This window comes from Pseudomonas sp. TMP9, assembly GCF_037943105.1.
In the GTDB taxonomy this organism is placed as follows: domain Bacteria; phylum Pseudomonadota; class Gammaproteobacteria; order Pseudomonadales; family Pseudomonadaceae; genus Aquipseudomonas.
In genome coordinates this window covers 514,209-537,445 of the sequence record NZ_CP149803.1, presented here as the reverse complement: position 1 = coordinate 537,445, position 23,237 = coordinate 514,209, and the positions used below count along the sequence as shown (strand labels likewise).

The window sequence follows — 23,237 nt, the reverse complement described above, 5'->3', positions numbered from 1 at the left end:
CAGCCAATAACAGCAACCACTTAAAGCAGCGGCCCATTTACGATTCCTTTGTAATCACCAGCCCAGCGCAGCAGCAAGCCCGTTAGCCCAGCCCCAGACGATCAGTTGCAGAGCCATCCACGCGAACACCCCGGCCAGCACATCATCCAGCATGATGCCGACACCGCCATGCACCTGCCGATCAATCCAACGAATCGGCCATGGCTTGAGGATGTCGAACAGGCGGAACAACAGGAAGCCTAGCAGCAGCCAGCCCCAGCCGTCGGGGACCAGCCAGAGCGTAATCCACATGCCGACCATTTCGTCCCAGACGATGCCTTCGTGGTCATGCACGCGCAGGTCGTCAGCGACTTTGCCGCATAACCAGAAGCCAAACAGCATGGTGACGCCGAGCATCAGCCAATAGCCCCAATCCGGGAGCATCTGCAGCAACGGGATAAACGGCAGCGCCACCAGCGAGCCCCAAGTACCGGGGGCTTTGGGCAAGGTGCCCGAGCCAAAACCGAAGGCCAGGAAATGCCAAGGATTACGCCATACCGAAGGCGGCACACACTCGGCAGGAACTTGGTTGGGATGATCAGTCACGGACACTTCCAAAATGTTGATAGCCGCCATGGGGCAGCTGAACGGGCTGACCGTTTGGGCCCAGCAGGGTAACACCCTGACCGGCCGCCACTCGGCCAATCACCCACACCGGTATGCCGGCCAGTTGTAACTCAGGTAAATACTGCGCCGGCAAGGTAAAGGCCAAGCAGTAGTCGTCGCCACCTGTCAATGCGCACTGATGCGCCATCGACTCCCCGGCCAATGCCAGTAAAGCAGCGGACAGCGGCACACGCGCCTGCTCGATGATTAATGCCACAGCAGACGCCGCCGCAATATGCCCGCAATCGGCGAGTAAGCCATCGGATATATCCAGCGCAGCGGTGGCTTTGCCGCGCAGAGCCAAGCCCAGCTCAAGCTGCGGCATGGGCGACCAATAACGCGCCAGCAGCGCCTTTGCCACCATCGGCTCAGCCTGCCGCTGCCCCAGCACCAGCGGTAACGCACCGGCAGCATCACCCAACTCACCGCCCACGCACACAAGATCGCCGACTTGCGCACCTGCGCGCGTCAACGCCATACCGGCGGGCACGCGGCCGAAGACAGTCAGGGTGAGACTCAGAGGACCGCGGGTGGTGTCGCCGCCGATCAAGCGAATAGCGCAACGCTGCGCCATCTGATCCAAGCCCTGAGCAAACGCCTGCAGCCAATCTGGCTGCACACTGGGTAAGGTCAGGGCCAAGGTAAAACCAACAGGCGCCGCGCCCATCGCCGCGAGGTCGCTGACTGAGACAGCTAATGCGCGCTGGCCGAGCAGAAAAGGATCGGGCGATTCAGGGAAATGCACCCCGGCTACCAAGGTGTCAGTGGAGATTGCCAGGTGCTCGCCAGCCGGCAACTCCAGCAAGGCACAATCGTCGCCAATACCCAATGCCACGCCTTCGCCCGCCTGCGCACAGGACGCAGCGGCGAAGTAATGACGGATCAGCTCAAACTCACCCACGAGCGGTTTAGCGCTTGTGGGCGCGGACTTCATCAGCGCGCAACATTGGCGCCAGCTTGTCCAGTACACCGTTGACGAACTTGTGACCGTCGGTTGCACCAAACACTTTGGCCAGCTCAATGCCTTCGTTGATTACCACGCGATACGGGATATCAATGCGGTTTTTCAGTTCGAAGGTCGACAGGCGCAAGATTGACAGCTCAACGGGATCGATTTCATCCAGCGGGCGGTCTAGCAGGGATTCAAACGCGCCATCAATTTCAGTTTTCTGCCGCGGCACGCCGTGCAAGATCTCGTGAAAATAAGCGCCGTCCACCGTGCTGAAGTCGTTGTCGACGCGAAACTGCGCTTCGATTTCGTTCAGCTGCTGCCCGGCCATGTGCCAAGAATACAAGGCTTGCATGGCCAACGTACGCGCCTGGCGGCGTGCGAGGGTTTTGCTGCTCGGGCCTTTTTTTGGCGCATGTGGCGGCTGCCCATTACCGTCAGTCTGGCTCACTTGGCCTCCAACTGTGCCATCAGGCTGACCATTTCTAGGGCAGACATGGCCGCTTCTGCACCTTTGTTGCCCGCTTTGGTGCCGGAACGCTCAATGGCTTGCTCGATGGAATCCACCGTCAACACGCCGAACGCAACCGGTACGCCAAACTCCATGGAAACCATGGCCAAGCCCTTGGTGCACTCGCCGGCTACGTATTCGAAGTGCGGTGTGCCACCACGAATCACCGCACCAAGGGCGATGATCGCGTCGAAATCGCCACGCTGGGCGACTTTCTGCGCCACCAAGGGAATCTCGAAGGCACCCGGCGCGCGGATGATGGTGATGTTGCTTTCGCTCACGCCGTGACGAACCAAGGCGTCAACCGCGCCGCTTACCAGGCTTTCAACAACGAAGCTGTTAAAGCGGCCGACGACCAGTGCAAAGCGGCCCTTGGGGGCAATAAAAGTACCTTCGATGGTCTTCAGGTTCATAACGCGTCTCGTCTATTCAAAGAGCCAGACCGCCGATGGCGGCCGGTGGGATTATTCAGCGGGCAAGTATTCTACAACTTCCAGGTCAAAACCGGATATCGCATTGAACTTCATCGGCGAACTCATCACGCGCATTTTACGCACGCCGAGGTCACGCAGAATCTGCGAACCGGCACCGACGGTGCTGTAGGTGGTCGGGGTGGCAATTTTTACATCGCTGCCTAACTGCCGCTCCAAGTGCGCCAGCAGGTCCGGCCCAGTCAGCGGGTTGCCCAGCAGCAGCACGACGCCGCTACCATCTTTAGCCACCTCAGCCATGGCTGCACGCAGGCTCCAACGACCGGGCTGGTTGACCATAAACAGATCCCGCAGCGGGTCCATGTTGTGCACGCGCACCAGGGTCGGCTCTTCGGCGCAAATTTCGCCAAGGGTCAGCGCCATGTGCACATCATGCTCAACCGAGTCGCGGTAGGTGACCAGATTAAACTGGCCCAACTCGCTGTCCAACACCTGCTCGCTGACGCGCTCAACGGTGCGCTCGTGGATCAGGCGGTAGTGAATCAAATCAGCGATGGTGCCGATCTTGATGCCGTGCTCAGCTGCGAACACTTCCAGCTCAGGGCGACGCGACATGGTGCCGTCGTCGTTCATGATCTCGCAGATCACCCCGCTCGGCTCAAAGCCGCCCATCCGCGCCAAATCGCACGCCGCTTCCGTGTGGCCCGCACGCGCCAGCACACCGCCGGCTTGCGCCATCAGCGGGAAGATATGGCCTGGGCTGACAATGTCATCGGCCTTGGCATTTTTGGCTGCAGCCGCCTGCACGGTACGCGCCCGATCCGCTGCGGAGATACCGGTGGTAACGCCTTCAGCTGCTTCAATGGAGACGGTGAACTTGGTGCCAAAACCGGAACCGTTGCGCGGCGCCATCAGCGGCAACTTGAGGGTTTCGCAGCGCTCGCGGGTCATCGGCATGCAGATCAAGCCACGGGCAAAGCGCGCCATAAAGTTGATGTGTTCGGCGGTGACTGCTTCGGAGGCGATGATCAGATCACCCTCATTCTCGCGGTCCTCATCATCCATAAGAATGACCATTTTGCCGGCGCGGATGTCTGCGACCAGTTCTTCAATCGTGTTAAGAGCCATGCTGGCGATTCCTTAATTCTTTATGTAGCCGTGTTCGGCAAGAAAACTTTCGCTCATGCCTGAACCGTGCGGATCGGCAGCTTTGTCACCGAGCAACAGCCGCTCCAGGTAACGGGCTAAAAGGTCTACTTCAAGGTTGACCTTCCGGCCGACGTGGTAGTCGACCATGATGGTCTCAGCCAAGGTATGCGGCACGATAGTCAGCTCAAATTCGGCACCGTTCACCGAATTAACCGTCAGGCTGGTGCCATCAACGGTGATCGAGCCCTTATGGGCGATGTACTTGGCCAACTCACGGGGCGCGCGAATGGTGAATTGCCACGCACGGGCATTTTCCGCCATCGCAACGACCTCACCGACGCCATCAATGTGCCCGCTGACCAGGTGACCGCCAAGGCGGCTGGTGGGCGTCAGGGCTTTTTCCAGGTTGACCTTGCTGCCGGCCTTGAGGTCAACAAAGCCGGTGCAGGCCAACGTTTCGCGGCTTACATCGGCCCAAAAACCATCACCCGGTAGCTCTACAGCCGTCAGGCACACACCATTTACCGCGATGCTGTCGCCGAGTTTGACGTCATGCAGGTCGAGTTTGCCGGTCGCCACATACACCCGCACATCACCGCCTTTGGGCGTCAGCGCACGGATACTGCCAATAGCTTCGATTATGCCGGTAAACATGCCACCCCCTGTTTAGCGCCCACGACAAAGCGCTGGCGGATAAGGCCAGTCGCGCGGGGCACAGAATAAAAATCAGACATTAAGACCAACTCCTGTTTTATAAAAAAACAGAGCGCGTTTGATCGAAAGGGATGTCCAGGCACGCCTAAGCGCGCCTTTTGAGGCAATCCCGCTCTCTCTTTATCCGGACTTTAACCGTCGGCCCCGGAATCACACCGGGTCTGCTGACCTTGCAGCGTACTTTACAGCACCTCTGCAAGCGCTCGCGGGCTAGGCTTTTGCAGCCATTACCGCCGGTGGGGAATTACACCCCGCCCTGAGAACGTTAAGGCCTGCGTGCGCAGGCGAGACGCGTTTTACCACAGATGGCCGCCGCTCTGCATCGGCAAACACCGGCCAACTGCCTATCATTCCACTGGCTGCGGCACCGCAATAATGCGCCAGTCATCACCCACGGCGCGCATCTCTACAATCTTTAGCGCCGGCGCATCGGCCATTCGCGCCAACGGTAAATCCAGCAGCGGACGCGCGCTGGAGCCAAGCAGCTTGGGGGCAACAAACAACTGGTATTCATCCACCAACCCTAAGCGGGCAAATGCTCCCGCTAGGCGTGGGCCGGCTTCGACCAACACCTCGTTGGCGCCGCGCGTCGCTAACTCGGCCAGCAGTTTGCGCAGGTCAACATGCCCGTTGCTGCCCGGCACCGCCAATAGTTCGTGTCCATCGTCCTGATAGCGATCACGGGCAGACGCTGCCGCGCAGGTCGCCACCATGGCCGCACCCGCCTCAAAGAACGGCACGCTCAGCGGCACCCGCAAACGCCCATCCACCAGCACCCGCAAGGGCTGACGCGACAAGGCCATAAAGCTCTGCTCCGGGCTCAAGCCCAACTCACTCTCACGTACGGTTAGGCGCGCACCGTCGGCCAGCACCGTATCGGCACCGGTGAGCACAACGCTTGAGCGCGCGCGCAATCGCTGCACTGCAGAACGCGCGGCCGGTCCGGTGATCCATTGGCTCTCGCCGCTGGCCATGGCCGTGCGCCCATCCAAACTCATGGCCAGCTTGACCCGCACAAACGGCAAACCCTGCTGCATACGCTTAATAAACCCGGCGTTAAGCACCCGCGCGTCAGCCTCCAGCACACCGCACTGCACGGCGATGCCGGCATGCATCAAGCGCAACAAACCACTACCGCTGACCTGCGGGTTAGGGTCCTGCATGGCGGCAACCACGCGGGCAACCCCGGCATTGATTAGCGCATCAGCACAGGGCGGCGTGCGGCCTTGGTGGCTGCAGGGTTCCAAGGTCACATAGGCCGTCGCGCCACGGGCGTGCTCACCCGCCTGACGCAGCGCATGCACTTCAGCGTGTGGCTCGCCCGCGCGGGCATGCCAACCTTCCCCGACAATGCGCCCGTCTTGCACAATCACGCAGCCGACACGCGGGTTGGGGTGGGTGGAATACAGGCCTTTACGGGCCAGCTCCAGCGCGCGCGCCATAAAGGCGTGATCGGTATTGATCATCAGGCTTTGCCCGGCTCGCGGGACAACCGATCAATTTCCTCACGGAACTCGTTGAGGTCCTGAAAGCGTTTGTACACCGAGGCAAAACGTATATAGGCCACTTCATCAAGCTTTTGCAGCTCGGTCATCACTAACTCACCGAGCACCAGCGACTTGACCTCACGCTCGCCAGTGGCGCGCAGCTTGTGCTTGATGTGGGCGATGGCGGCCTCTAGACGCTCGATGCTCACCGGGCGCTTCTCCAACGCGCGCTGCATGCCGGCACGCAGCTTGTCCTCATCGAAGGGCTGGCGGCTGCCGTCCTGCTTGATCAGGCGCGGCATCACCAGCTCGGCAGTCTCAAAGGTGGTGAACCGCTCTTCACACGCCAAGCATTCGCGCCGACGACGCACCTGCTCACCCTCGGCAACCAGCCGCGAATCAATCACTTTGGTGTCATTGGCAGCGCAAAAAGGGCAATGCATAAATAAAGCAGCCTGAGAACGAAAGCAGCCATGGTAGCGCATCCCTCTGGCAAGACAAACCGAGGGGTTTGCGGTATACAGACGCCCCATCAAACCAGCGGAATTGACGCCCTCGATGAACGCCCACACACCGTTGCAAGCGCTGATTTTACTGAGCCTGCTCGCCCTGATGAGCGGGTGCGCCAGCGACAGCCCAGCACCGCCGCCTGCAGCAGCGCCTCAGCCCGCGATTCAAACCGCCCCACTGCCGGCCTATCAGCGCGAGCTGAGCGGTAGCCTGTTAAATGTGCCCGCTGCTGCTGATATTGAGCTGGCTCTCCTGGCCGTCGACTCGCGCGGCAATCCTCAGGCACTGCTGGGCAGTATCCAGCTGCGGGGCACTGGCAACCCGCTGCAGTTTCGATTGCCATTCAACCCGCAAACCTTCGATAAACATGCGCGCATCGAGCTGCATGGCCGCGCCAATCAAGCGGGACGCCTGATACTGCGCCTGCCTGCGCTACCCATTACCCGAAGCGAAACACAGGCGCTCGGGGAATTACGCCTGGTGCCGGCACCATGAGTGCACCCGCCGCCCTGCAGCAAGCGTTGAGCGAACTGCTGGGCGATGCTCAGCTCAGCGCGCAGACGTTGCCAGGCACCGACATTACGCTATGGCTGATTGACCCGGCGAATATGCACCGCTGCTTCAGCCCGGAAGAAACCCGCCTCATCCTTGAGGAGCCGCCTTACTGGTGCTTCTGCTGGGCCAGCGGCCTAGTGCTGGCCCGCTGGCTGGCGGAAAACCGCGAATGGGTGCGCGGCAAACGTGTATTGGATTTCGGCGCAGGCTCTGGTGTGGCCGCGATTGCGGCGGCTAAAGCCGGCGCGTTGGAGGTGGTGGCCTGCGACCTCGACCCGCTGGCTATCGACGCCTGCCGGGCTAACGCCGCGCTGAATCAGGTGACGCTGAGTTATTCAGCCGATTTCTTTAGCGAGGCCGATCGCTTCGACCTGATTATCGTGGCCGATGTGCTCTATGACCGCGCTAATTTGCCGCTACTTGAGCAGTTTCTCAGCCGTGGCCGCCAAGCACTGGTGGCCGACTCGCGGGTACGCAACTTTCAACATCCGCTGTATCAGCGCCTCGGCACCTTTGAGGTCTCTACCTGGCCAGATTTAGCCGAACCCGCTGAATTTCGTCATGTCAGCCTGTACCATGCTGAGCGTATTTGAACCCTTGTATCCCGCGCACCGCGCCCGCACTTATAGTCCAGTGTATCTATAGCCCCGCGCACCGAACCCCAGCATAACCAGCGCCCAGCCGAGACCGATCATGAGCGACTCCCCTTACATTTTTGATATCGCAGGCAGCGCCAGCTTCGAACAGCTGGTGATCGAGAATTCATTCAAAAAACCCGTTTTGGTGGATTTTTGGGCCGAGTGGTGTGCGCCGTGTAAGGCGCTGATGCCGCTGCTGGCAAAAATTACCGAGGAATACCAAGGCGAGCTGCTGCTGGCCAAGGTCAACTGCGACCTCGAACAAGACATCGTCACCCGCTTTGGTATCCGCAGCCTACCCACGGTGGTGCTGTTCAAAGATGGCCTGCCGGTAGACGGCTTTGCCGGCGCGCAACCAGAGTCAGCAGTCCGCGAGATGCTCAAACCCCACGTCGCCGAACCTGCCCCGGCGGCTGCCGACCCAATGGAAGCGGCGCAGGCGCTGTTCAGCGAAGGCCGTTTTGCCGACGCCGAGGCAGTGCTCAAGGTCTTGCTTACAGAGAACAATGAACAGGCCGCCGCGCTGATTCTCTACGCCCGCTGCCTGGCAGAGCGTGGCGAGCTGGACGAAGCGCAAAGCGTGCTAGCTGCGGTCACAGGCGATGAGCACAAACAGGCGCTGGCCGGCGCGCGCGCGCAATTGACCTTTCTGCACCAAGCCAGCGAGCTGCCGGAGGTGGCCAGCCTGAAAACTCGTCTAGGGCTAAATGCCGAAGACGATGAAGCCTGTTACCAACTGGCCATCCAGCAACTGGCACGCCAGCACTACGAGCCGGCGCTGGACGCCCTGCTGACGCTGTTTAAACGCAATCGCAACTACGCCGATGGCTTGCCACACAAGACCCTGCTGCAAGTTTTCGACCTGCTGGGCAATGACCACCCGCTGGTCACCGCGTACCGGCGCAAGCTGTATCAAGCGATTTATTAATCACACAAGCTAACGGGCGCGCCCTCGCGAGCCGGCATCACCCGCAGCGGCGCTGTTAAGCGCCGCTGCGCGACCTCAACTCACGCCTGCTCGTCCACCCAGTGATAGATCGGCGCATCCGCGCCTGCCTCCATGCGCACCTGCGCACAATGACGGAGCCGCACCAGCAGACGCTTAGCCGCCGTCTCGCCACCTGCAAGACCTGCGAGCTGGCTGAGTAACTGCGGGCCCTCGACCTGACCGGCACGGCGCACTAGCGCCAGTGTGGTTTGCCACAGCGCATCGTTGGTCATAGCGGCGCCAGCAACGTGCGGCGCAGACGCAGCTTCTGGGGACAGTTGCTGGGCCAGCTGCGCCCATTCCTGCGCCTCCAGCTCAACCGTCAAGTCCACCGGCCAAGCGCCAATTTGTCCACGAATTCGTACCATCACACAGCCCTCTTCTGATCAGCGGCCATGCTCCCATGCACGCAGCGCACCGCCAAGCAGGGCTGGCCACAACTACCTTAATTTGTTATAACGTAACAACGCCATTATTTCTGCTCGGAGTCTGCCATGCGCCGCCTGCTACTTGCCCTGCCATTTGCTTTACTGCCCCTCGCCACGGGCGCTGCCGAACACGGCCATGCGCATGCTGAGCATGAGCACGCGCAAGACGAGCATGGCAGCCTCAATGCCCATGAACATGGCGCCGCCCAATTGAACATCGTGCTCGATGGCAAGGCACTGGAGTTGCAGCTGGAAAGCCCCGCCATGAACCTAGTCGGCTTCGAACATGCGGCCAACAGTGCTGCCGATAAAGCCAAGGTGGCTGCAGTTCGCAACCACTTACAGCAACCGCTGACCTTGTTCAGCCTGAGCGCCGGCGAGTGCAGCGTGAGCCAGCAAACGCTGGAAAGTCCGCTGTTCGCCGAGTCTGAGCAAGGCCATGACCATGACCATGACCATGAAAAAAATCATGACAGCGAGCACAGCGATATCCAGGCGCATTACACCTTCAACTGCCAGAAGCCTGATGATTTGCAACAACTTGACCTGCGCGAGCTGTTCAAGCGCTTCCCCGCCACCGCAAAAATTCAGGTACAACTAATCGGCCCGAATGGCCAGCAAGGTCTAGAGCTGTCAGCTGCGCAGCCAACTTTGCGCTTTTAACTTCAGCACCTATGTAGGCGTCCTCTCGCTGGCGCCTCGCAAAAGTACAAGCGCCGCCACCTTCAGCCGCTAGCGTGAACCAGACGAGTTGCCCCATGAGTTCAGCCCTGATTCAACTGTCCAACGTAGGCTTTGCCTGGCCCGGTCAGCCCGAGCTGCTGGACATTGCCACGTTCACCCTGCAACGCGGCGAAAGCCTATTTCTTAAAGGCCCCAGCGGCAGCGGCAAAACCACCTTACTGGGCCTGCTCGGCGGCGTGCAGCAGCCCAACCGCGGCAGCATTGAGTTGCTGGGCCAGGATTTAAGCAAATTATCGGCAGGCAGCCGCGACCGTTTTCGCGTCGATCACACCGGCTATATCTTTCAGCAATTCAACCTACTGCCGTTTCTTTCGGTGCGTGAAAATGTTGAGTTGCCTTGCCATTTCTCCACGCTGCGCGCCAGCCGTGCCGTGCAGCGACATGGCAGTGTAGCCAAGGCCAGCAGCGCCCTACTCGCCCACTTAGGCTTGCAGCAACCCGAACTGCAGGAACGCCGCGCCGGCGATTTGTCGATTGGCCAGCAACAGCGCGTCGCCGCCGCCCGCGCCCTGATCGGCCAACCTGAGTTGGTGATCGCCGACGAGCCCACCTCAGCCTTGGACGCCGACGCCCGCGAGGCCTTTCTCGAACTGCTGTTCGCCGAATGCCGCGCCGCCGGTTCCAGCTTGCTGTTTGTCAGCCATGACCAAAGCCTGGCGCGACTGTTTGATCGCAGCCTGTCGTTGGCCGACCTCAACCGCGCCACCCGACTGGCGGAGATTTAACGATGTACCTACTGCGTCTCGCCCTCGCCAGCCTTGGCAACCGCCGCTTTACCGCGTGGCTGACGGTGTTCGCCATTGCCCTGTCTGTGTGCTTGTTGCTCGCGGTTGAGCGCGTGCGCACTGAAGCCCGCGCCAGCTTTGCTAACACCATCAGCGGTACCGACCTGATCGTCGGCGCACGCTCAGGCAGCGTTAATCTGTTGCTGTATTCGGTGTTCCGTATTGGCAATGCCACCAACAACATCCGCTGGGACAGCTTCGAGCACTTCGCCGAGCACCGTCAGGTTAAGTGGGCCATCCCGATTTCGCTGGGTGACTCGCACCGTGGCTACCGGGTAATGGGCACCAACCCAACCTACTTTGAGCACTACCGTTATGCCCGCAGCCAACCCCTGCAACTGAGCAGCGGGCGCGCCTTCGCGGATGACCCGTTTGAAGTGGTGCTCGGCGCAGAAGTCGCCCAAGCCCTCAACTACCAACTCGATCAAGAACTGGTGCTGGCCCACGGCGTGGCCACCATCAGCCTGGTCAAACACGACGACAAACCCTTCAAGGTGGTCGGCATACTCAAACGCACCGGCACGCCGGTGGACCGCACCCTGCATATATCCTTGCCCGGTATGGAAGCGCTGCACGTCGACTGGCAAAACGGCATGCCGGCGCGCGGCGCAGCCAAGGTCAGCGCTGAACAGGTCCGCCATTGGGCTAGCGCCTGCTCACAAGCGTCACGAGCGCAGACGGGGCAAGGCGAAAGCGGGCGAGGAAGCGGAGTTGAGACACGCCTCAATGAGCATTCCGAACCCGCTTTCAACGCAGCAGCGTCAAGCGCAGTAGCCTGTGTGCAGGCGCTACAGCCCAAGCAGATCACCGCCGTTCTACTCGGCCTGAACAGCAGAATTGCCACCTTTAGCCTGCAACGAGAGATCAATGAGTTTCGCGGCGAGCCGCTGCTGGCCATCCTGCCCGGCGTGGCACTTCAAGAGCTGTGGAGCCTGATGGGCACTGCTGAGAAAGCGCTGTTTGTGGTGTCATTATTTGTGGTGCTGACCGGACTGATTGGCATGCTCACGGCGATTCTCACCAGCCTCAACGAGCGCCGCCGGGAAATGGCCATTCTGCGCTCGGTGGGCGCGCGACCTTGGCATATCGCCAGCCTGCTGATTGTCGAAGCCTTTGCCCTCGCGCTGGCCGGCGTGTTGCTCGGCATACTGTTGCTGTACATGGGCATTGCCGGCGCGCAAGGTTACATCCAAGCAAGCTACGGCCTGTATTTGCCGCTAAGCCTGCCCACGCGCTATGAGTGGTCGCTGCTCGGCGCTATTCTGGGCGCTGCACTGTTGATGGGCTGTGTTCCGGCCTGGCGTGCCTATCGGCAATCCTTGGCCGATGGTTTATCGATCCGGTTATGAGGTTCCACATGCAACGCTCTCTGCTCGCCACCCTGCTGCTTATTTTGGCCCTGCCGTTGGCGGCTGCTGAGGTGCGTGAGCTGACGTGGTCAGAAATGGTCCCCGACGATGCACCTGTGCAGATCACTGAACCGGCACCCATGCATGACCTCTCCCAACTGGCCGACGCGCTCGCTGAGTCCGGGCCGGCGGCCATGCAGCAATCACCAAACGCTCCTGTTGTGCAGGCGTTAAATGGCCAATCGGTGAAACTGCCGGGCTATATCGTGCCGCTGGATGTGACCGAGGAAGGCCGGGTGACCGAGTTTTTGCTGGTGCCGTACTTTGGTGCGTGCATCCATGTACCTGCACCGCCCTCCAATCAGATCGTGCATGTCACCACTGAACTGGGCGTACTCATGGATGCGCTGTACCAGCCGTTCTGGATCGAAGGCGCGTTGAAAGTCGAGCAAACCAGCAGCGAACTGGCCGATGCCGGCTACCAGATGGAGGCCGAGAAGATTTACGCCTATGAGCTGCCGGATGCTGAGTAAAACGCCTTAAGGCCCGTAGGGTGGGTCCGCGTCGCAATGCGCCGGCCGATCAAGCAAACACGATCATGACGCGGCGCGTAACCCACCTCGCGATCCACCGCGTTGCGCTAATGGTGGGTTACGCCGCACCCCAGACTGCGTGATACCTGGCAATGACTGCATGCGGCAAACCCACCTTACTTATTAGCGCATAGGAGGCTTTTCCCGGATTACATCCGGGCTACATAAGGCACCCTGTCCGTTTGCTGCCAATAAAAAACCAGACCTAATGTATGGCTTTTTATTGGCAGCAAACGGACAGCCGATTAACCCGCGCTAGCCACGTGTTTTTCACGCTCGACGCTCATCTCGCTTTCAGCCCAGCTGCGCCAGGCGCGGACTTTACTGCGCTCGGCACCGGCACGTTCGGCGTGTCGTAACGCCTCCAGCCCAGCTTGCCAGCGCGCCTGCTCCAGCTCCAGTTGGGCCAGGTGCAGCCAGTGCTTGGCATTACCTGAGCGAGCGGCCAGTTCGCGGTAAATCTGCGCGGCCTGTTGCCGTTCACGCGCCTGCCACCAGAGCAAACCCAGCTGTTCCTCGCGCATGTGGGTGCGCGGCAGCAGGCCTTGTTCGAGCATGCCGCCGAGTAGTTTGGCCCCCTGCCAAGGTTGCTCAGCAGCCCCGGCAAGCAGGACCAAACTGTCCAACTCACTTTCACTAAAGCGCAGCCCCTTCTGGTAGGCCGCACGCAGGGTTGCTAGGGATTTATCATGACGGCCACTAAGCTGCTGCAACGCAGCCAACTGACGCCAACCCTGCACATTATTCGGCTGACGCGTCAGCAATTGGCGCTGCCAACGCTCGGCCGCCAGGTAACGCTTGGCATCCGCATTGATCGCCACCAGAAACTGCAACCAACTGTCCGCCGCGTCGGGATTAGCCTGCACATAACGCTCAGCCAGTGGCAGCGCTTTGACTGACTGACCGAGGCCCTGATAGGCCTGCACCAGCATCTGCAGCACATCTTCATGGGTATCGGCGTCAGCGTGTAGCGGCGTGAGCAGGTTCAACACTCGCGGATAACGCTGCTCGCTCAAGTTCAGCCGGGCCAGGTTCAGCGTTTCAGCCATTTGCAGCTCGGCGTCCAGCGTGCCGCTTTTGCGCACTTTTTCCAGCAACTCGATGGCTTGGCCATTTTGCCCTTCGGCCCAAGCAAGGTAGCCGCGGCTGCGCCACAGCAAAGCCTCTTCTAGGCTGCCCGGCTGGCCGCTGGCAGCGCCCAATGCACGCCGTGCGGCAGTGTAATCACCCTGTTTCTGCGCGGTTTGCGCCGCATCCAGTGCGCGAAACACCAGCGGGTCAATATTCCACTCAGCCGCCTGCGCGACACCCGTCACCCATAGCGCCATTAACACGATTAAACGATGCATCTCAGCGGCCCCCTTCTAAGCGGAAGTACAGGGTTTTAACCGCCTCGCGGGACACCGCCAAACCGCCTTCAGTACGCGGGGTAAAACGCCAGCGCACAGCAGCGCGGCGCGCTTCTCGCTCAAATACGTTTTGCGGACTGGCCTCGATTACCCGGACGTTTTCTACCGCACCGGCGCGGTTAATGGTGAACCCCAGCTTTACGTGGCCCTCGATGCCGCGCTGTAAGGCATAGCGCGGGTAATCCGGGCGGACATCATTAAGCGGCATCACATCGCTCTGCGCCCCGCCCGGCTGGCCGCCATCGCCATCGGTGTCGCTGGGTGCGGGAGCGCCGGGCGTCGCCGCGCTTGGCGCAGAAGCGCCAGCAGCCAGCCCACTCAAGCTCGGCGTCGGCGCGCTAGTAACGGCGATACCGCTGCTCAAGCTTGGCACCGGTAAGTCCAGCGTTGGCAAAGTGGCGCTGGGCGTCGCGGTCATCGGCGTGGGCGGCGCAGGCGTCTGTGGCGTTTGTGCTTGTGGCGGTTGCGGCGCTTGCTGGCGCGTGCGCGTGGCCGTGTCGCTGGAGTCGCCGTCGAGACGGACGAAATTGGCCACCGTCAACGGCTCATCGCTGGGCGTGCTACTGGGCGGCGCGACCATAAAGAGCATCAGACCAAACAGCGCCAGCGCCATCAAACAGGCCGCAAAGAATGACAGGGGTAAGCGCATCAGAGTGCGCCCACGGTTGCGGCCAAGGCAACGTCCTGCACGCCAGCTAGGCGCGCCTGATCCATCACTTGCACCACTAAACCGGTGCGTGCGTCCTGGTCGGCTTGCACCACCACCGCCCCTTCTGGCTGGTCAACACGCATACGCTCAACCAGGGCGCGAACGCTGCGTACATCGACAATCTTTTTATCCATCCATACCTGCCCGTCGGCGGTGATGGCAATCAGGATATTGCCCTTGTCCTGCGCGCTGGCGGTTTGCGCTTGGGGCCGCTGCACGTCGACACCGGACTCTTTGATAAAGGAGCTGGTGACGATAAAAAAGATCAGCATGATGAAAACCACGTCGAGCATGGGCGTCAGGTCGATGCCGGTGTCTTCGTCTTGCTGATGGTGACGGCGCATTCTCATGGGAGGTTATCTCAGTCGTGTCGCAGCTGATCAGCCAGCTGCTCAAGGGCCCGGCGGGCGTCACGTTCAAGACGCGCCAAGCTAAACAATCCAGTAATGGCTAAAACCATCCCGGCCAGGGTCGGCAGGGTGGCTTGCCAGACGCCAGCGGCCATGCCGCGCGGGTTGCCAGTGCCGTTAATGGCCAGCACGTCAAACACGGCGACCATGCCGCTGACCGTGCCGAGCAGCCCCAGCAGCGGGTACATGGCCACCAAGGTCTTGCCCAGACGCAGCGGCCCCAGCAAACGCTGTTGCGCTTGCGCCAGCCAGGCACTGCGCACCGCGCGTTGCCAGTTGCCGGTGTCATCACTGAGCACCTGCTGCCAGGCTTGTCGGCGTTCGCTGACCCACTCGGGGAACACCCGGCGCATGTACCAAAAGCGCTCAAAGACCAAGGTCCAGAACACCACGCACAACGCAGCCAGCGCCCACATCACCGCGCCGCCGGCGCTCATAAAATCCAGCAAGGCATGGCCGCTGTCGACCACCCGCAGCCACAGCGCCAGCCAATCAGTCACGACGCGGCGCCCCGGACAGGTGCAGGGCAATCAGCCCGGCGCTTTGTTGTTCGAGTAGCTGGATCAAGCCCTTGCTGCGACTGGCCAGCAGGGTGTGCAGGAACAGCAACGGAATCGCCACCACCAGGCCCAGCACAGTGGTGACCAGTGCTTGCGAGATGCCATCCGCCATCAATCGGGAGTCACCGCCACCGCCTTGGGTAATGGCCTGAAACGTAACGATCATGCCGGTCACGGTTCCCAGCAGGCCGAGCAGCGGCGCCACGGCGCTGAGCAGCTTGAGCAGGCCTTGGCCTTTTTCCAGCGGCGGGGTTTCCTGCAAGATGGCTTCATCAAGCCTCAATTCCAATGTTTCCAGGTCCGCCAACTGTGGTGCTGGCCCCAGCACGCCGATGATCCGGCCTAGCGGGTTGTCGGTACGCGGCGCGCTGAGGTTATGCATCTGCACACTGACACGGCGACCTACGCGGGTCAGGTAGACCATGCGCCAAGCCGCCAGCAGTAGACCGAATACGCCGAGGGCAATAATCACCCAGCCCACCAAACCGCCCTGCTGCACGCGATCCCACAATTGCGGCTGACGCTGTAACTGCGCCAGCAGCGTGCCGCGGCTCGGATCAATCGGCAGGCTGGCCACTGCGGCGCTGCTCTGCATGAAGTCTGTAACCTGAGCAAAACCAGAAGGCTGACGCGGCGGCGCCAGCAGCTCGCCGGCATCCGCGTCATAACGCAGGAAGGCCGCATCGCTGTAGGCGGAGAATGTACCCACGCGCAACACCCTCTGGGTGGTGCGTAAACCATCAGCGCCGACCACCGGCACGTGCAGTTGTTCGACCCGGCCGCTGGCCGTGAGGTCTTCGAGCAACAGCATCCAGTAGCCATCAAGGTCAGCGGCGGATGGCAGGCTGCGGCTTTCAGCCAATGCTTTAAGGCTTGCCAGACGCTGCGGGTATTGGGCGTTGAGCAGGCTGTCTTGCCACTGGCCGGCGACGTCACCAGCGCTCTGGCGCACCACAGCAAACAACTCGCCAAGATGGCCGACGTGCTGAGTCAGCAGCTTTTCCTGCTCAGCCAGCAGACCTTCCTGACGATCAAACTCTGCCTTTAGCTGATCCGCTTCGGCCTTTTGTGTCGCCAAGGCGCGGCGCGCGCTGGCGAGCAGTTGCGCACGCTCGCTACCCTGCGCAATAAACGCTTGCTCGCGGCTGTGCATGGCGCTGACTTCGGCCGCACGCTCACTGCGAATACGCTGCAGCAATTGTTCCGGCGTTAGCGGTTCAGCCGCGCCGGCCAGCGCGGGCAGTAGCGCCAAGGCAAAAGCGAGAACACGACGGCTCATGGCTTGGCCTCCAAGGCTTGGGTCTTGATTGGCAGGGCGAGCAACACCGGCGCCTGTTCTTGGCGGGCAATCGCGATGGCGTGACGCAGTGGGCGTCGCGCACTGCCGTCAAGGATTTGCCAGCTACGCGCTTGTGGGTTCCACCAACCGCTTTCATGGCCATCGAGGGTCTGGAAATACAGCATCACCCGGCCTAGACGGAGAAACTCAACGCTGCGCGAGGCACCGTCACTCGGCAGTTCACCGCGCCACGCTTCCAGGGTGCGGCCGTAATCACTCTCGACCTGATAGGCTTCAAGGATGCGCCGATACTTCTCAGCCAAGCTGACATCGGCGCGCGGCAGTAAGTCCTGCAACTGAGCCAGACGGTCGCTGCGCTCATCCGGCAGAAACGGCAAATCGGCGGCGATAAATTCCCCTAATACTTCAACCATACGTCGCATCTGCGGGGTGACGGCCTCTTGAGTGCGCTCAATGCCGTCGAGTTGCTGCTGATAACCCGCCAGCTCTTTACGCTGCGCCGCCACCAATTCGCGCAGCTGAGCGTTATAGCCTTGCAGCGCTTCGGCTTGCTGCAGCGCGTTGCGGTATTCGCTGAGCATGCTCCGACTGGCGTCATCAAGCTGCTCGACACGCGCCTGTGAGGCCTTGGCCTCGGCAGCCAGTTGCTGGCTTTCATCCAGCGCGGCGTCCAAAGAGGTGGCCGCGAGCGGCGCGCTGGCCAGAACCAGAGCGGCTGCCAGCAGGCGCTTCGGCAGAGGGGTCATGGAGTATTCCTTGTAAATGGGGCGGCAATAAAGAGAACCATTATCAACTGCATCACATCCTCAGGCAACCTTGCACTCAGCCAACAGCGTTGGCTCAGGCAGCGTAAGCGACGATCTAGGGTCAACAACATGAAATTTTAGATAGCTCACTACTTTATTGAGCTGGATCAACAGACGTTTTTCCCCGCGCCCTACCATCGCACTCAGCCAATACGAACCGATGCTTTATGGGAGCCCATCATGCGCACATCACTCTTTACCGCTTCACTGCTGGCCCTGGCTATTGCCGCCCCACTGGCGCACGCGCACCAGGCTGGCGACATCATCGTGCGTGCCGGCGCGATTACTGTTGATCCGCAGGAAAGCAGCAGCGACATCTGGGTTGCCGGTCTCAATGACGTGCCCGGTACTGAGGCAACTCTGGACAGCGACACTCAGCTGGGCTTGAACTTCGCCTACATGCTGACCAACAACGTAGGTATTGAACTACTGGCTGCCACACCGTTTAGCCATGACGTAGGTGTAAAAGGCATGCCGGGTATATTCGCTGGCTTGAACGGCAATCTGGGTGAGCTGAAGCACCTGCCGCCAACCCTGAGCGTGGTGTACTACCCGCTAGATGGCAGCTCAGCCTTCCAACCCTATGTTGGCGCCGGCATTAACTACACGTGGTTTTTCGACACTGAATTAAGTAGCGAAGCCAAAAGTAAAGGCTTCAGCGGCCTGGACATGAAAGACTCTTGGGGCTTGGCGGCACAAGTGGGCATGGACTATATGCTGACCGACAACGTTATGCTCAACGCCCAAGTGCGCTATATCGATATCGAAACCACCGGTACCACTACACTTAATGGCAGCAAGGTCAAAGTGGATGTAGACGTCGACCCACTCGTTTACATGGTTGGCTTGGGCTACAAGTTCTAAGCCTAACGCCCAGAAAAAAGCCGGCTCGCGCAGCCGGCTTTTTATTGCCTGTTTTTCAGGCCTGCAATAAGCACCTTAACCCCTCAATAAGTGGCGTAGGGGTTGGTAATTGATAGGCCAGCGTTAAGCGCTCAATAGACGCGCGCGAGTGGCGGATATCGCCAGCACGACCTGCCAAGTAAGCGACCTCAGGCAAGCCAGCACAGAGTTGACCGACCGCAGACAGCAGCTGATTGATACTGACCGCCTGGTTCCAACCAACATTAACGGCACCTTCCACTACATGCGGTGCATTCAGCGCCTGCATCAGCAAGACCACTAAATCGGCGATAAAGAAAAAATCGCGGGTTTGCTCACCGTCGCCAAACACACTGATCGGCAGACCCTGCTGGGCCCGCTGAGTGAAAATACTGATAACGCCAGAGTACGGCGAAGATGGATCTTGGCGCGGTCCGAAGATATTAAAGAAACGAAAGACCGCCGGTTCTAGGCCATGCTGGCGGCGGTAAAAGTCCAGGTAATGCTCACTGGCCAGCTTGTCTGCCGCGTAAGGCGTCAGTGGGGCCTTGGCGGTATCTTCACGGATGGCCTGACCTTCGCCGTTGTTGCCATAGACCGCCGCACTGGAGGCAAACAACACGCGCTTAACGCCATGCAGGCGCATCGCCTCGCAGACATTCAACGTGCCGACAAAATTGCTTTGATGGGTGGCGGCTGGCTCATCCACCGACGCCTGTACGGACGCTACGGCCGCGAGGTGCGCCACCGCCGCACAACCGGCAACGGCCTGCGCCACCACGGCGGCATCAGCTACATCACCCTGAATAAAATGCAGGCGCGGATTATCCAGCGGCAGATTAGCCCGCTTGCCCATCGACAGGTTATCCAACACCCGCACGCTGTGGCCCTGCGCCAACAGCGCATCGACCAAGTGCGAACCAATAAAACCGGCACCGCCGGTAACCAAAACAGGGCCTGAGTTAGGCATGACGGTAATAACGATCCAGTAGGCTCGGCAAACCCGAGCGCCAGGCGCGCGGCTTTATGCCGAAGGTGTGGAGGATTTTCTTGCATGATAAGACTGCATGCTGGGGCTCTTCGGCAGCGTCCGAACGCGCGCTGTGCGGCTGAGCGCTGATCTCATCCAGCAGATTACTGCGCAACGTACGCGCTTCACTGAGTACCGCCTGACCCAGCGCCAGCGAGGTGGTCGCCTCATGCCCGCCGTAATGATAAGTACCCCACAGCGGCGCCTGGCAATCGAGCTGCTTAAGCACGGCAAGAATGATCCGCGCAGCATCATCAACCGGCGTCGGATTGCCACGCCGGTCATCGGCCAGCAGCAGCGGCTGATCGTGAGCGAGGCGAGTAAGGAAGCGCCCGAGCAAACCATTGGCGCTGTCATCCAGCAACCAACCGAAACGCAGCAACACATGACGCGGGCACGTCGCGCGCACACGCTGCTCGAAACGCCACAGCGCTTGGCCACGCATGCCGAGTGGCACCGGCTCTTCTTTTTCGCTGTAAGCCGTGGCCCTTACGCCATCGAACACGCGATAACTGGAGGGTTGCACCAAGCGGATTTGGTGATGCTGACAAAGCTCAGCCAGGCGCTCGATGGAGCGCTCTTGAGCAGCAAACTGCGCGTCGCTAACCCTTTCGGCTTGAAACCAGTCGAAGTAATAGGCCAAGTTGACCACGACATCCGGGCGGGTGTCGTCCAGTAGCTGGGTCAGGCTGGCAGGATCCCAGCCTGAAGCCGGCGGTTTCGGCGCCAGAAAGCCAATATCGTCTTCAGCCCCAAGACGGATCAACGCCTGCCCCAGCGCGCTTCCGCCACCCAACACCATCAGCCGCATACGCATGATTCTGTACAAAACCCAATAGAGGGGAGGAGGTCCCCGCCTGACGGCGGAATAGGCAGGCATTCTGCAGGTTTCGCGCCAGCACGTCACTCTTACATCACCCGTTGGCACCGAAAACTGAGGGATTGCAGCCCTGCTAACCCAGCAGTAGCGCCTCGGATTATACGGCGCACCTGCACACATCGCCGTCACCTAGGCTGCGTAGAGCCGCCCAGCAAGCGCTGCGCCTTTACAAATGCCCTGCATTCACAGTAGTTGCATCCTTCTACTTGGTGCTATTCGCTGGAGCCACAAAAATGCTGATGCCATTAAGCCCATTGTTGACCCGCGCTATTCGCAAGCCTCGGCACCGCCTCAACTTTCGCGCTTTCGGTTGCAACACGCGCAGGCTTGCGGGCACGACCCAGCGTTGCTCTGCCGTGGCTTGGGCTTCGCTCCACAGGACCTGCAGCGACCCGATTATCGCTTGTCTATCCGCCAGAGCGACCAGTTGGTGGGCCGTGCACGAGGCGTGCTGGGGGGTGACCGCTTGGGGCTGTTGGTGAGCGACCGGCAGACACCGGTGTATTGGGGGCTGGTAGGGCTGGCCATGTTGGCCTGCGCGGACTTGGGTAGCGCGCCCTCAATCAGTCGCTGATCGTCATAGGCTTACAGTAGGGCAGCGCCACGTGCGGCATGAGGGCCAAGGTGGCCAGCCATGTACACACTAACGGCCAAAAACCGGCGTGGCCCATGAAGCTGATCTGGCGCAGAACGCATAAAAAAAGCGAAGCGGGATTAACCGCTTCGCTTTTTTGTCGACAAATGCAGGTACGGGCTAGAACGGGATGTCGTCGTCAAAGCTGTCGAAATCTGCGGCGGGCTGAGTCGCGGGTTGCGGCGTTGGACGGGGCGCTGAAGACTGAGGCTCACGCTGCGGCGCTGGACGCTGTTGGCGCGGAGCCGAGTCACCGCCGGCATTGTCTGGACGACCGCCCAGCAGCTGCATGGTGCCCTGCATGTCGACAATGATTTCGGTGGTGTAACGCTTCACACCGTCTTTTTCCCACTCGCGGGTTTGCAGCTTACCCTCGATGTACACCTGCGAACCCTTGCGCAGGTATTCGCCGGCAATTTCTGCCACTTTGCCGAACAGCGATACGCGGTGCCACTCGGTTTTTTCGACCTTTTGACCGGTCTGCTTATCGGTCCACTGCTCGCTGGTCGCCAGGCTCAGGTTGGTGACCGCATTACCGCTGGGCAGGAAGCGAGTTTCCGGGTCCTGTCCGCAGGTACCGACCAGAATGACTTTGTTAACCCCACGGGCCATAACGTTCTCCTAGGCTTTCAGCACGCCACCGGCACCGGCTCTATGAGGCGCTCGAGGGACATGCGGTCCAATTGTTGAGTATCTACTTTGATATAGATGGCGGCTTCATCACGCACCACTACTGCGTCCGCTACGCCGGGCACAGCCTGTAAACGCTCGGCTAAACCAGCCTCTTGCAACGCTGCGGCTGAAAGCGGCAGGCGCAGGCTGGTGACATACGGTGGCTCGCGCATAGTAACAGCAAAGGCCAGCCAGAAAAGAGCGAGCACCGCGCAGCCGGCAAACACACTAGACAGTCCGTAGTGCTGGAACAACCAGCCGCCAAGGATGCCGCCAATAGCCGCACCCAGGAACTGACTGGTGGAATACACCCCCATCGCCGTACCCTTGCCGCCGGCCGGCGCCACCTTACTGATAAGCGATGGCAGAGAAGCCTCGAGCAAATTAAACGCAGTGAAAAACACCACAGTGCCCAGCACCAATGCTCGCAAATTGGTGCCAAACCACAAGAAGAACAGCTCACACAGCAGCAGCACACTGACAGCCCCCAGCAGCACGTGCTTCATGCGGCGCTTTTTCTCGCCATAAATAATAAAGGGCACCATGGCGAAGAACCCGACCAGCAGCGCGGTCAGGTAAACCCACCAGTGCTCTTCTTTAGGCAAACCGCCCTGCTCCACTAACGCTAGCGGTAGGGCAATAAAGCTGGCCATCAAAATCGCATGCAAAACCAGAATGCCAAAGTCCAAGCGCAATAGATCGGCATGTTTAAGTGTCGGCAATAGCGCGTGCTTGCTGACTCTGGACTCGCGGTGCTGCAGCGGACCCGCAGATGACGGCACCAGTCCAGCCACAATCAGGATCCCCAATAGCGCCATTGCCGCCGTGGCGAGAAACAACCCCGACAAGCCAAAAGCGCGGGTCAGCAGCGGTCCAACCACCATCGCCACCGCAAATGACAAACCGATGCTCATGCCGATCATCGCCATGGCTTTAGTGCGGTGCTGTTCACGGGTCAAATCAGAGAGCAAAGCCATCACTGCCGCCGAAATTGCGCCGGCGCCCTGCAATACCCGCCCAGCGATCACGCCCCAAATCGAATCAGCATTGGCCGCCAGCAGGCTGCCGGCGGCAAAGATCAGCAACCCCGCATATATCACCGGACGCCGACCAATACGATCACTGAGCATGCCAAAGGGAATCTGCAGAAACGCTTGAGTCAGGCCATAAGCGCCAATCGCCAAGCCAATCAGGGCGGGCGTGCTGTCTTGCAGCGCCATGCCGTAGGTCGCCAGCACGGGCAGGACCATAAACATACCAAGCATGCGGAACGCGAACACCAACGCCAAACCACCGGCCGCGCGGGCTTCACTGCCGCTCATGCGCTCGCTGTGCGGATCATGCATGGGAAACGCCTTGAAGAAATAGGCGGCGATTCTAGCAGCCTGAATGCATACGGCACAGCAGTGACGCTTTGCCGCGCAGCCCTCCAGCGCAGTATACTCGGTGGTTTTCCGCCCGCCATGCGA

At 60.4% G+C, this 23,237-nt stretch carries 28 protein-coding genes and 1 riboswitch; of the genes, 9 read left to right on the top strand and 19 right to left on the bottom strand.

Annotation, left to right across the window (positions count from 1 at the left end):
* Positions 1-54 precede the first annotated feature (54 nt).
* The 8 genes from WF513_RS02630 to nrdR form a co-directional block, all read right to left on the bottom strand.
* Positions 55-585: a phosphatidylglycerophosphatase A gene (locus tag WF513_RS02630; protein ID WP_339081183.1), complete on the bottom strand. Its 531-nt coding sequence runs from the start codon at positions 583-585 to the stop codon at positions 55-57.
* On the bottom strand, positions 578-1,546 hold the full coding sequence (thiL, locus tag WF513_RS02625; protein ID WP_339083374.1) for a thiamine-phosphate kinase: 969 nt from the start codon (positions 1,544-1,546) through the stop codon (positions 578-580). Before thiL ends, WF513_RS02630 begins: the two co-directional genes overlap by 8 nt.
* 7 nt (positions 1,547-1,553) lie before the next feature.
* Positions 1,554-2,045, bottom strand: coding sequence for a transcription antitermination factor NusB (nusB, locus tag WF513_RS02620; RefSeq protein WP_339081182.1), 492 nt, complete (start codon positions 2,043-2,045; stop codon positions 1,554-1,556).
* Entirely contained in the window at positions 2,042-2,518 is a 477-nt protein-coding gene (gene ribE, locus WF513_RS02615) for a 6,7-dimethyl-8-ribityllumazine synthase (protein ID WP_339081181.1), read from the bottom strand. Before ribE ends, nusB begins: the two co-directional genes overlap by 4 nt.
* Positions 2,519-2,569: 51 nt before the next feature.
* Entirely contained in the window at positions 2,570-3,664 is a 1,095-nt protein-coding gene (gene ribBA, locus WF513_RS02610) for a bifunctional 3,4-dihydroxy-2-butanone-4-phosphate synthase/GTP cyclohydrolase II (protein WP_339081180.1), read from the bottom strand.
* A gap of 12 nt (positions 3,665-3,676) precedes the next feature.
* Complete coding sequence (locus WF513_RS02605; RefSeq protein WP_339081179.1) at positions 3,677-4,339, bottom strand: riboflavin synthase; 663 nt, start codon at positions 4,337-4,339, stop codon at positions 3,677-3,679.
* 167 nt (positions 4,340-4,506) lie between these two features.
* Positions 4,507-4,667: riboswitch (FMN riboswitch) on the bottom strand.
* Between the two features lie 79 nt (positions 4,668-4,746).
* Positions 4,747-5,865: a bifunctional diaminohydroxyphosphoribosylaminopyrimidine deaminase/5-amino-6-(5-phosphoribosylamino)uracil reductase RibD gene (gene ribD, locus WF513_RS02600; protein WP_339081178.1), complete on the bottom strand. Its 1,119-nt coding sequence runs from the start codon at positions 5,863-5,865 to the stop codon at positions 4,747-4,749.
* Positions 5,865-6,329, bottom strand: coding sequence for a transcriptional regulator NrdR (gene nrdR / locus WF513_RS02595; protein WP_339081177.1), 465 nt, complete (start codon positions 6,327-6,329; stop codon positions 5,865-5,867). The genes ribD and nrdR overlap by 1 nt, the downstream gene beginning before the upstream one ends.
* A 115-nt stretch (positions 6,330-6,444) precedes the next feature.
* Here nrdR and WF513_RS02590 point away from each other — a divergent pair, with 115 nt between their 5' ends.
* The 3 genes from WF513_RS02590 to trxA all read left to right on the top strand — a co-directional run bounded on the left by WF513_RS02590 (position 6,445) and on the right by trxA (position 8,517).
* A complete protein-coding gene (locus tag WF513_RS02590) occupies positions 6,445-6,891 on the top strand; it encodes a YbaY family lipoprotein (RefSeq protein WP_339081176.1) in 447 nt (148 codons plus the stop codon).
* Positions 6,888-7,544, top strand: a complete 657-nt coding sequence (locus tag WF513_RS02585; protein WP_339081175.1) for a 50S ribosomal protein L11 methyltransferase — start codon at positions 6,888-6,890, stop codon at positions 7,542-7,544. Before WF513_RS02590 ends, WF513_RS02585 begins: the two co-directional genes overlap by 4 nt.
* Positions 7,545-7,644: 100 nt before the next feature.
* Positions 7,645-8,517 carry a thioredoxin gene (gene trxA, locus WF513_RS02580; RefSeq protein ID WP_339081174.1) on the top strand — a complete coding sequence of 291 codons (873 nt, stop codon included), beginning with the start codon at positions 7,645-7,647 and terminating at the stop codon, positions 8,515-8,517.
* 80 nt (positions 8,518-8,597) lie between these two features.
* On the opposite strand, the gene WF513_RS02575 is transcribed toward trxA, so the two are convergent.
* The gene (locus WF513_RS02575; RefSeq protein WP_339081173.1) at positions 8,598-8,945 is read right to left on the bottom strand and encodes a hypothetical protein; all 348 of its coding nucleotides are present in this window, start codon (positions 8,943-8,945) and stop codon (positions 8,598-8,600) included.
* A 126-nt stretch (positions 8,946-9,071) separates the two neighbouring features.
* On the opposite strand from WF513_RS02575, the gene WF513_RS02570 reads away from it, so the two are divergent.
* The 4 genes from WF513_RS02570 to WF513_RS02555 all read left to right on the top strand — a co-directional run bounded on the left by WF513_RS02570 (position 9,072) and on the right by WF513_RS02555 (position 12,416).
* Positions 9,072-9,668 (top strand): DUF2796 domain-containing protein, encoded by a 597-nt coding sequence (locus WF513_RS02570; RefSeq protein ID WP_339081172.1) that lies wholly within the window; start codon positions 9,072-9,074, stop codon positions 9,666-9,668.
* A 95-nt stretch (positions 9,669-9,763) separates the two neighbouring features.
* Positions 9,764-10,474: an ABC transporter ATP-binding protein gene (locus WF513_RS02565; protein ID WP_339081171.1), complete on the top strand. Its 711-nt coding sequence runs from the start codon at positions 9,764-9,766 to the stop codon at positions 10,472-10,474.
* A gap of 2 nt (positions 10,475-10,476) precedes the next feature.
* On the top strand, positions 10,477-11,883 hold the full coding sequence (locus WF513_RS02560) for an ABC transporter permease (protein ID WP_339081170.1): 1,407 nt from the start codon (positions 10,477-10,479) through the stop codon (positions 11,881-11,883).
* An 8-nt stretch (positions 11,884-11,891) separates the two neighbouring features.
* On the top strand, positions 11,892-12,416 hold the full coding sequence (locus WF513_RS02555) for a DUF3299 domain-containing protein (protein ID WP_339081169.1): 525 nt from the start codon (positions 11,892-11,894) through the stop codon (positions 12,414-12,416).
* Positions 12,417-12,721: 305 nt separating this feature from the next.
* Here the strand turns inward: WF513_RS02555 and WF513_RS02550 are convergent, their stop codons facing one another.
* From WF513_RS02550 to WF513_RS02525, 6 genes are read right to left on the bottom strand one after another with little or no spacing between them, the layout of a single operon-like run.
* Positions 12,722-13,825 (bottom strand): tetratricopeptide repeat protein, encoded by a 1,104-nt coding sequence (locus WF513_RS02550; RefSeq protein WP_339081168.1) that lies wholly within the window; start codon positions 13,823-13,825, stop codon positions 12,722-12,724.
* 1 nt (position 13,826) lies between these two features.
* A complete protein-coding gene (locus WF513_RS02545; protein ID WP_339081167.1) occupies positions 13,827-14,534 on the bottom strand; it encodes an energy transducer TonB in 708 nt (235 codons plus the stop codon).
* Positions 14,534-14,944, bottom strand: coding sequence for a biopolymer transporter ExbD (locus tag WF513_RS02540; RefSeq protein ID WP_339081166.1), 411 nt, complete (start codon positions 14,942-14,944; stop codon positions 14,534-14,536). The genes WF513_RS02545 and WF513_RS02540 overlap by 1 nt, the downstream gene beginning before the upstream one ends.
* Positions 14,945-14,955: 11 nt before the next feature.
* Positions 14,956-15,504: a MotA/TolQ/ExbB proton channel family protein gene (locus WF513_RS02535; protein ID WP_339081165.1), complete on the bottom strand. Its 549-nt coding sequence runs from the start codon at positions 15,502-15,504 to the stop codon at positions 14,956-14,958.
* Complete coding sequence (locus WF513_RS02530) at positions 15,497-16,843, bottom strand: MotA/TolQ/ExbB proton channel family protein (RefSeq protein WP_339081164.1); 1,347 nt, start codon at positions 16,841-16,843, stop codon at positions 15,497-15,499. Before WF513_RS02530 ends, WF513_RS02535 begins: the two co-directional genes overlap by 8 nt.
* The gene (locus WF513_RS02525) at positions 16,840-17,610 is read right to left on the bottom strand and encodes a DUF3450 domain-containing protein (RefSeq protein ID WP_339081163.1); all 771 of its coding nucleotides are present in this window, start codon (positions 17,608-17,610) and stop codon (positions 16,840-16,842) included. Before WF513_RS02525 ends, WF513_RS02530 begins: the two co-directional genes overlap by 4 nt.
* 240 nt (positions 17,611-17,850) lie before the next feature.
* Between WF513_RS02525 and WF513_RS02520 the strand changes: the two genes are divergently transcribed.
* A complete protein-coding gene (locus WF513_RS02520; protein WP_339081162.1) occupies positions 17,851-18,534 on the top strand; it encodes an OmpW family outer membrane protein in 684 nt (227 codons plus the stop codon).
* Between the two features lie 55 nt (positions 18,535-18,589).
* On the opposite strand, the gene WF513_RS02515 is transcribed toward WF513_RS02520, so the two are convergent.
* Together WF513_RS02515 and WF513_RS02510 are read right to left on the bottom strand one after the other, a co-directional pair.
* Positions 18,590-19,522, bottom strand: coding sequence for an NAD-dependent epimerase/dehydratase family protein (locus tag WF513_RS02515; RefSeq protein WP_339081161.1), 933 nt, complete (start codon positions 19,520-19,522; stop codon positions 18,590-18,592).
* Positions 19,515-20,399: a sugar nucleotide-binding protein gene (locus WF513_RS02510; protein WP_339081160.1), complete on the bottom strand. Its 885-nt coding sequence runs from the start codon at positions 20,397-20,399 to the stop codon at positions 19,515-19,517. Before WF513_RS02510 ends, WF513_RS02515 begins: the two co-directional genes overlap by 8 nt.
* Positions 20,400-20,634: 235 nt before the next feature.
* On the opposite strand from WF513_RS02510, the gene WF513_RS02505 reads away from it, so the two are divergent.
* The gene (locus WF513_RS02505; protein ID WP_339081159.1) at positions 20,635-21,036 is read left to right on the top strand and encodes an AraC family transcriptional regulator ligand-binding domain-containing protein; all 402 of its coding nucleotides are present in this window, start codon (positions 20,635-20,637) and stop codon (positions 21,034-21,036) included.
* Positions 21,037-21,216: 180 nt separating this feature from the next.
* On the opposite strand, the gene WF513_RS02500 is transcribed toward WF513_RS02505, so the two are convergent.
* Together WF513_RS02500 and WF513_RS02495 are read right to left on the bottom strand one after the other, a co-directional pair.
* Positions 21,217-21,708, bottom strand: a complete 492-nt coding sequence (locus WF513_RS02500; protein WP_339081158.1) for a single-stranded DNA-binding protein — start codon at positions 21,706-21,708, stop codon at positions 21,217-21,219.
* 17 nt (positions 21,709-21,725) lie between these two features.
* Positions 21,726-23,114 (bottom strand): MFS transporter, encoded by a 1,389-nt coding sequence (locus WF513_RS02495; protein ID WP_339081157.1) that lies wholly within the window; start codon positions 23,112-23,114, stop codon positions 21,726-21,728.
* Positions 23,115-23,237 lie beyond the last annotated feature (123 nt).

Excerpts from the sequence above, each read along its gene's own strand:
- WF513_RS02545 (WP_339081167.1), bottom strand. The coding sequence starts at position 14,534 with ATGCGCTTACCCCTGTCATTCTTTGCGGCCTGTTTGATGGCGCTGGCG.
- WF513_RS02585 (WP_339081175.1), top strand. The coding sequence starts at position 6,888 with ATGAGTGCACCCGCCGCCCTGCAGCAAGCGTTGAGCGAACTGCTGGGC.
- ribBA (WP_339081180.1), bottom strand. The coding sequence starts at position 3,664 with ATGGCTCTTAACACGATTGAAGAACTGGTCGCAGACATCCGCGCCGGC.
- WF513_RS02530 (WP_339081164.1), bottom strand. The coding sequence starts at position 16,843 with ATGAGCCGTCGTGTTCTCGCTTTTGCCTTGGCGCTACTGCCCGCGCTG.
- WF513_RS02495 (WP_339081157.1), bottom strand. The coding sequence starts at position 23,114 with ATGCATGATCCGCACAGCGAGCGCATGAGCGGCAGTGAAGCCCGCGCG.
- WF513_RS02575 (WP_339081173.1), bottom strand. The coding sequence starts at position 8,945 with ATGGTACGAATTCGTGGACAAATTGGCGCTTGGCCGGTGGACTTGACG.
- WF513_RS02505 (WP_339081159.1), top strand. The coding sequence starts at position 20,635 with ATGCCCTGCATTCACAGTAGTTGCATCCTTCTACTTGGTGCTATTCGC.
- trxA (WP_339081174.1), top strand. The coding sequence starts at position 7,645 with ATGAGCGACTCCCCTTACATTTTTGATATCGCAGGCAGCGCCAGCTTC.
- WF513_RS02510 (WP_339081160.1), bottom strand. The coding sequence starts at position 20,399 with ATGCGTATGCGGCTGATGGTGTTGGGTGGCGGAAGCGCGCTGGGGCAG.
- WF513_RS02550 (WP_339081168.1), bottom strand. The coding sequence starts at position 13,825 with ATGCATCGTTTAATCGTGTTAATGGCGCTATGGGTGACGGGTGTCGCG.
- WF513_RS02525 (WP_339081163.1), bottom strand. The coding sequence starts at position 17,610 with ATGACCCCTCTGCCGAAGCGCCTGCTGGCAGCCGCTCTGGTTCTGGCC.
- WF513_RS02590 (WP_339081176.1), top strand. The coding sequence starts at position 6,445 with ATGAACGCCCACACACCGTTGCAAGCGCTGATTTTACTGAGCCTGCTC.
- WF513_RS02570 (WP_339081172.1), top strand. The coding sequence starts at position 9,072 with ATGCGCCGCCTGCTACTTGCCCTGCCATTTGCTTTACTGCCCCTCGCC.
- WF513_RS02515 (WP_339081161.1), bottom strand. The coding sequence starts at position 19,522 with ATGCCTAACTCAGGCCCTGTTTTGGTTACCGGCGGTGCCGGTTTTATT.
- WF513_RS02540 (WP_339081166.1), bottom strand. The coding sequence starts at position 14,944 with ATGAGAATGCGCCGTCACCATCAGCAAGACGAAGACACCGGCATCGAC.
- WF513_RS02560 (WP_339081170.1), top strand. The coding sequence starts at position 10,477 with ATGTACCTACTGCGTCTCGCCCTCGCCAGCCTTGGCAACCGCCGCTTT.
- WF513_RS02605 (WP_339081179.1), bottom strand. The coding sequence starts at position 4,339 with ATGTTTACCGGCATAATCGAAGCTATTGGCAGTATCCGTGCGCTGACG.
- WF513_RS02565 (WP_339081171.1), top strand. The coding sequence starts at position 9,764 with ATGAGTTCAGCCCTGATTCAACTGTCCAACGTAGGCTTTGCCTGGCCC.
- ribE (WP_339081181.1), bottom strand. The coding sequence starts at position 2,518 with ATGAACCTGAAGACCATCGAAGGTACTTTTATTGCCCCCAAGGGCCGC.
- ribD (WP_339081178.1), bottom strand. The coding sequence starts at position 5,865 with ATGATCAATACCGATCACGCCTTTATGGCGCGCGCGCTGGAGCTGGCC.
- WF513_RS02555 (WP_339081169.1), top strand. The coding sequence starts at position 11,892 with ATGCAACGCTCTCTGCTCGCCACCCTGCTGCTTATTTTGGCCCTGCCG.
- WF513_RS02520 (WP_339081162.1), top strand. The coding sequence starts at position 17,851 with ATGCGCACATCACTCTTTACCGCTTCACTGCTGGCCCTGGCTATTGCC.
- WF513_RS02500 (WP_339081158.1), bottom strand. The coding sequence starts at position 21,708 with ATGGCCCGTGGGGTTAACAAAGTCATTCTGGTCGGTACCTGCGGACAG.
- nrdR (WP_339081177.1), bottom strand. The coding sequence starts at position 6,329 with ATGCATTGCCCTTTTTGCGCTGCCAATGACACCAAAGTGATTGATTCG.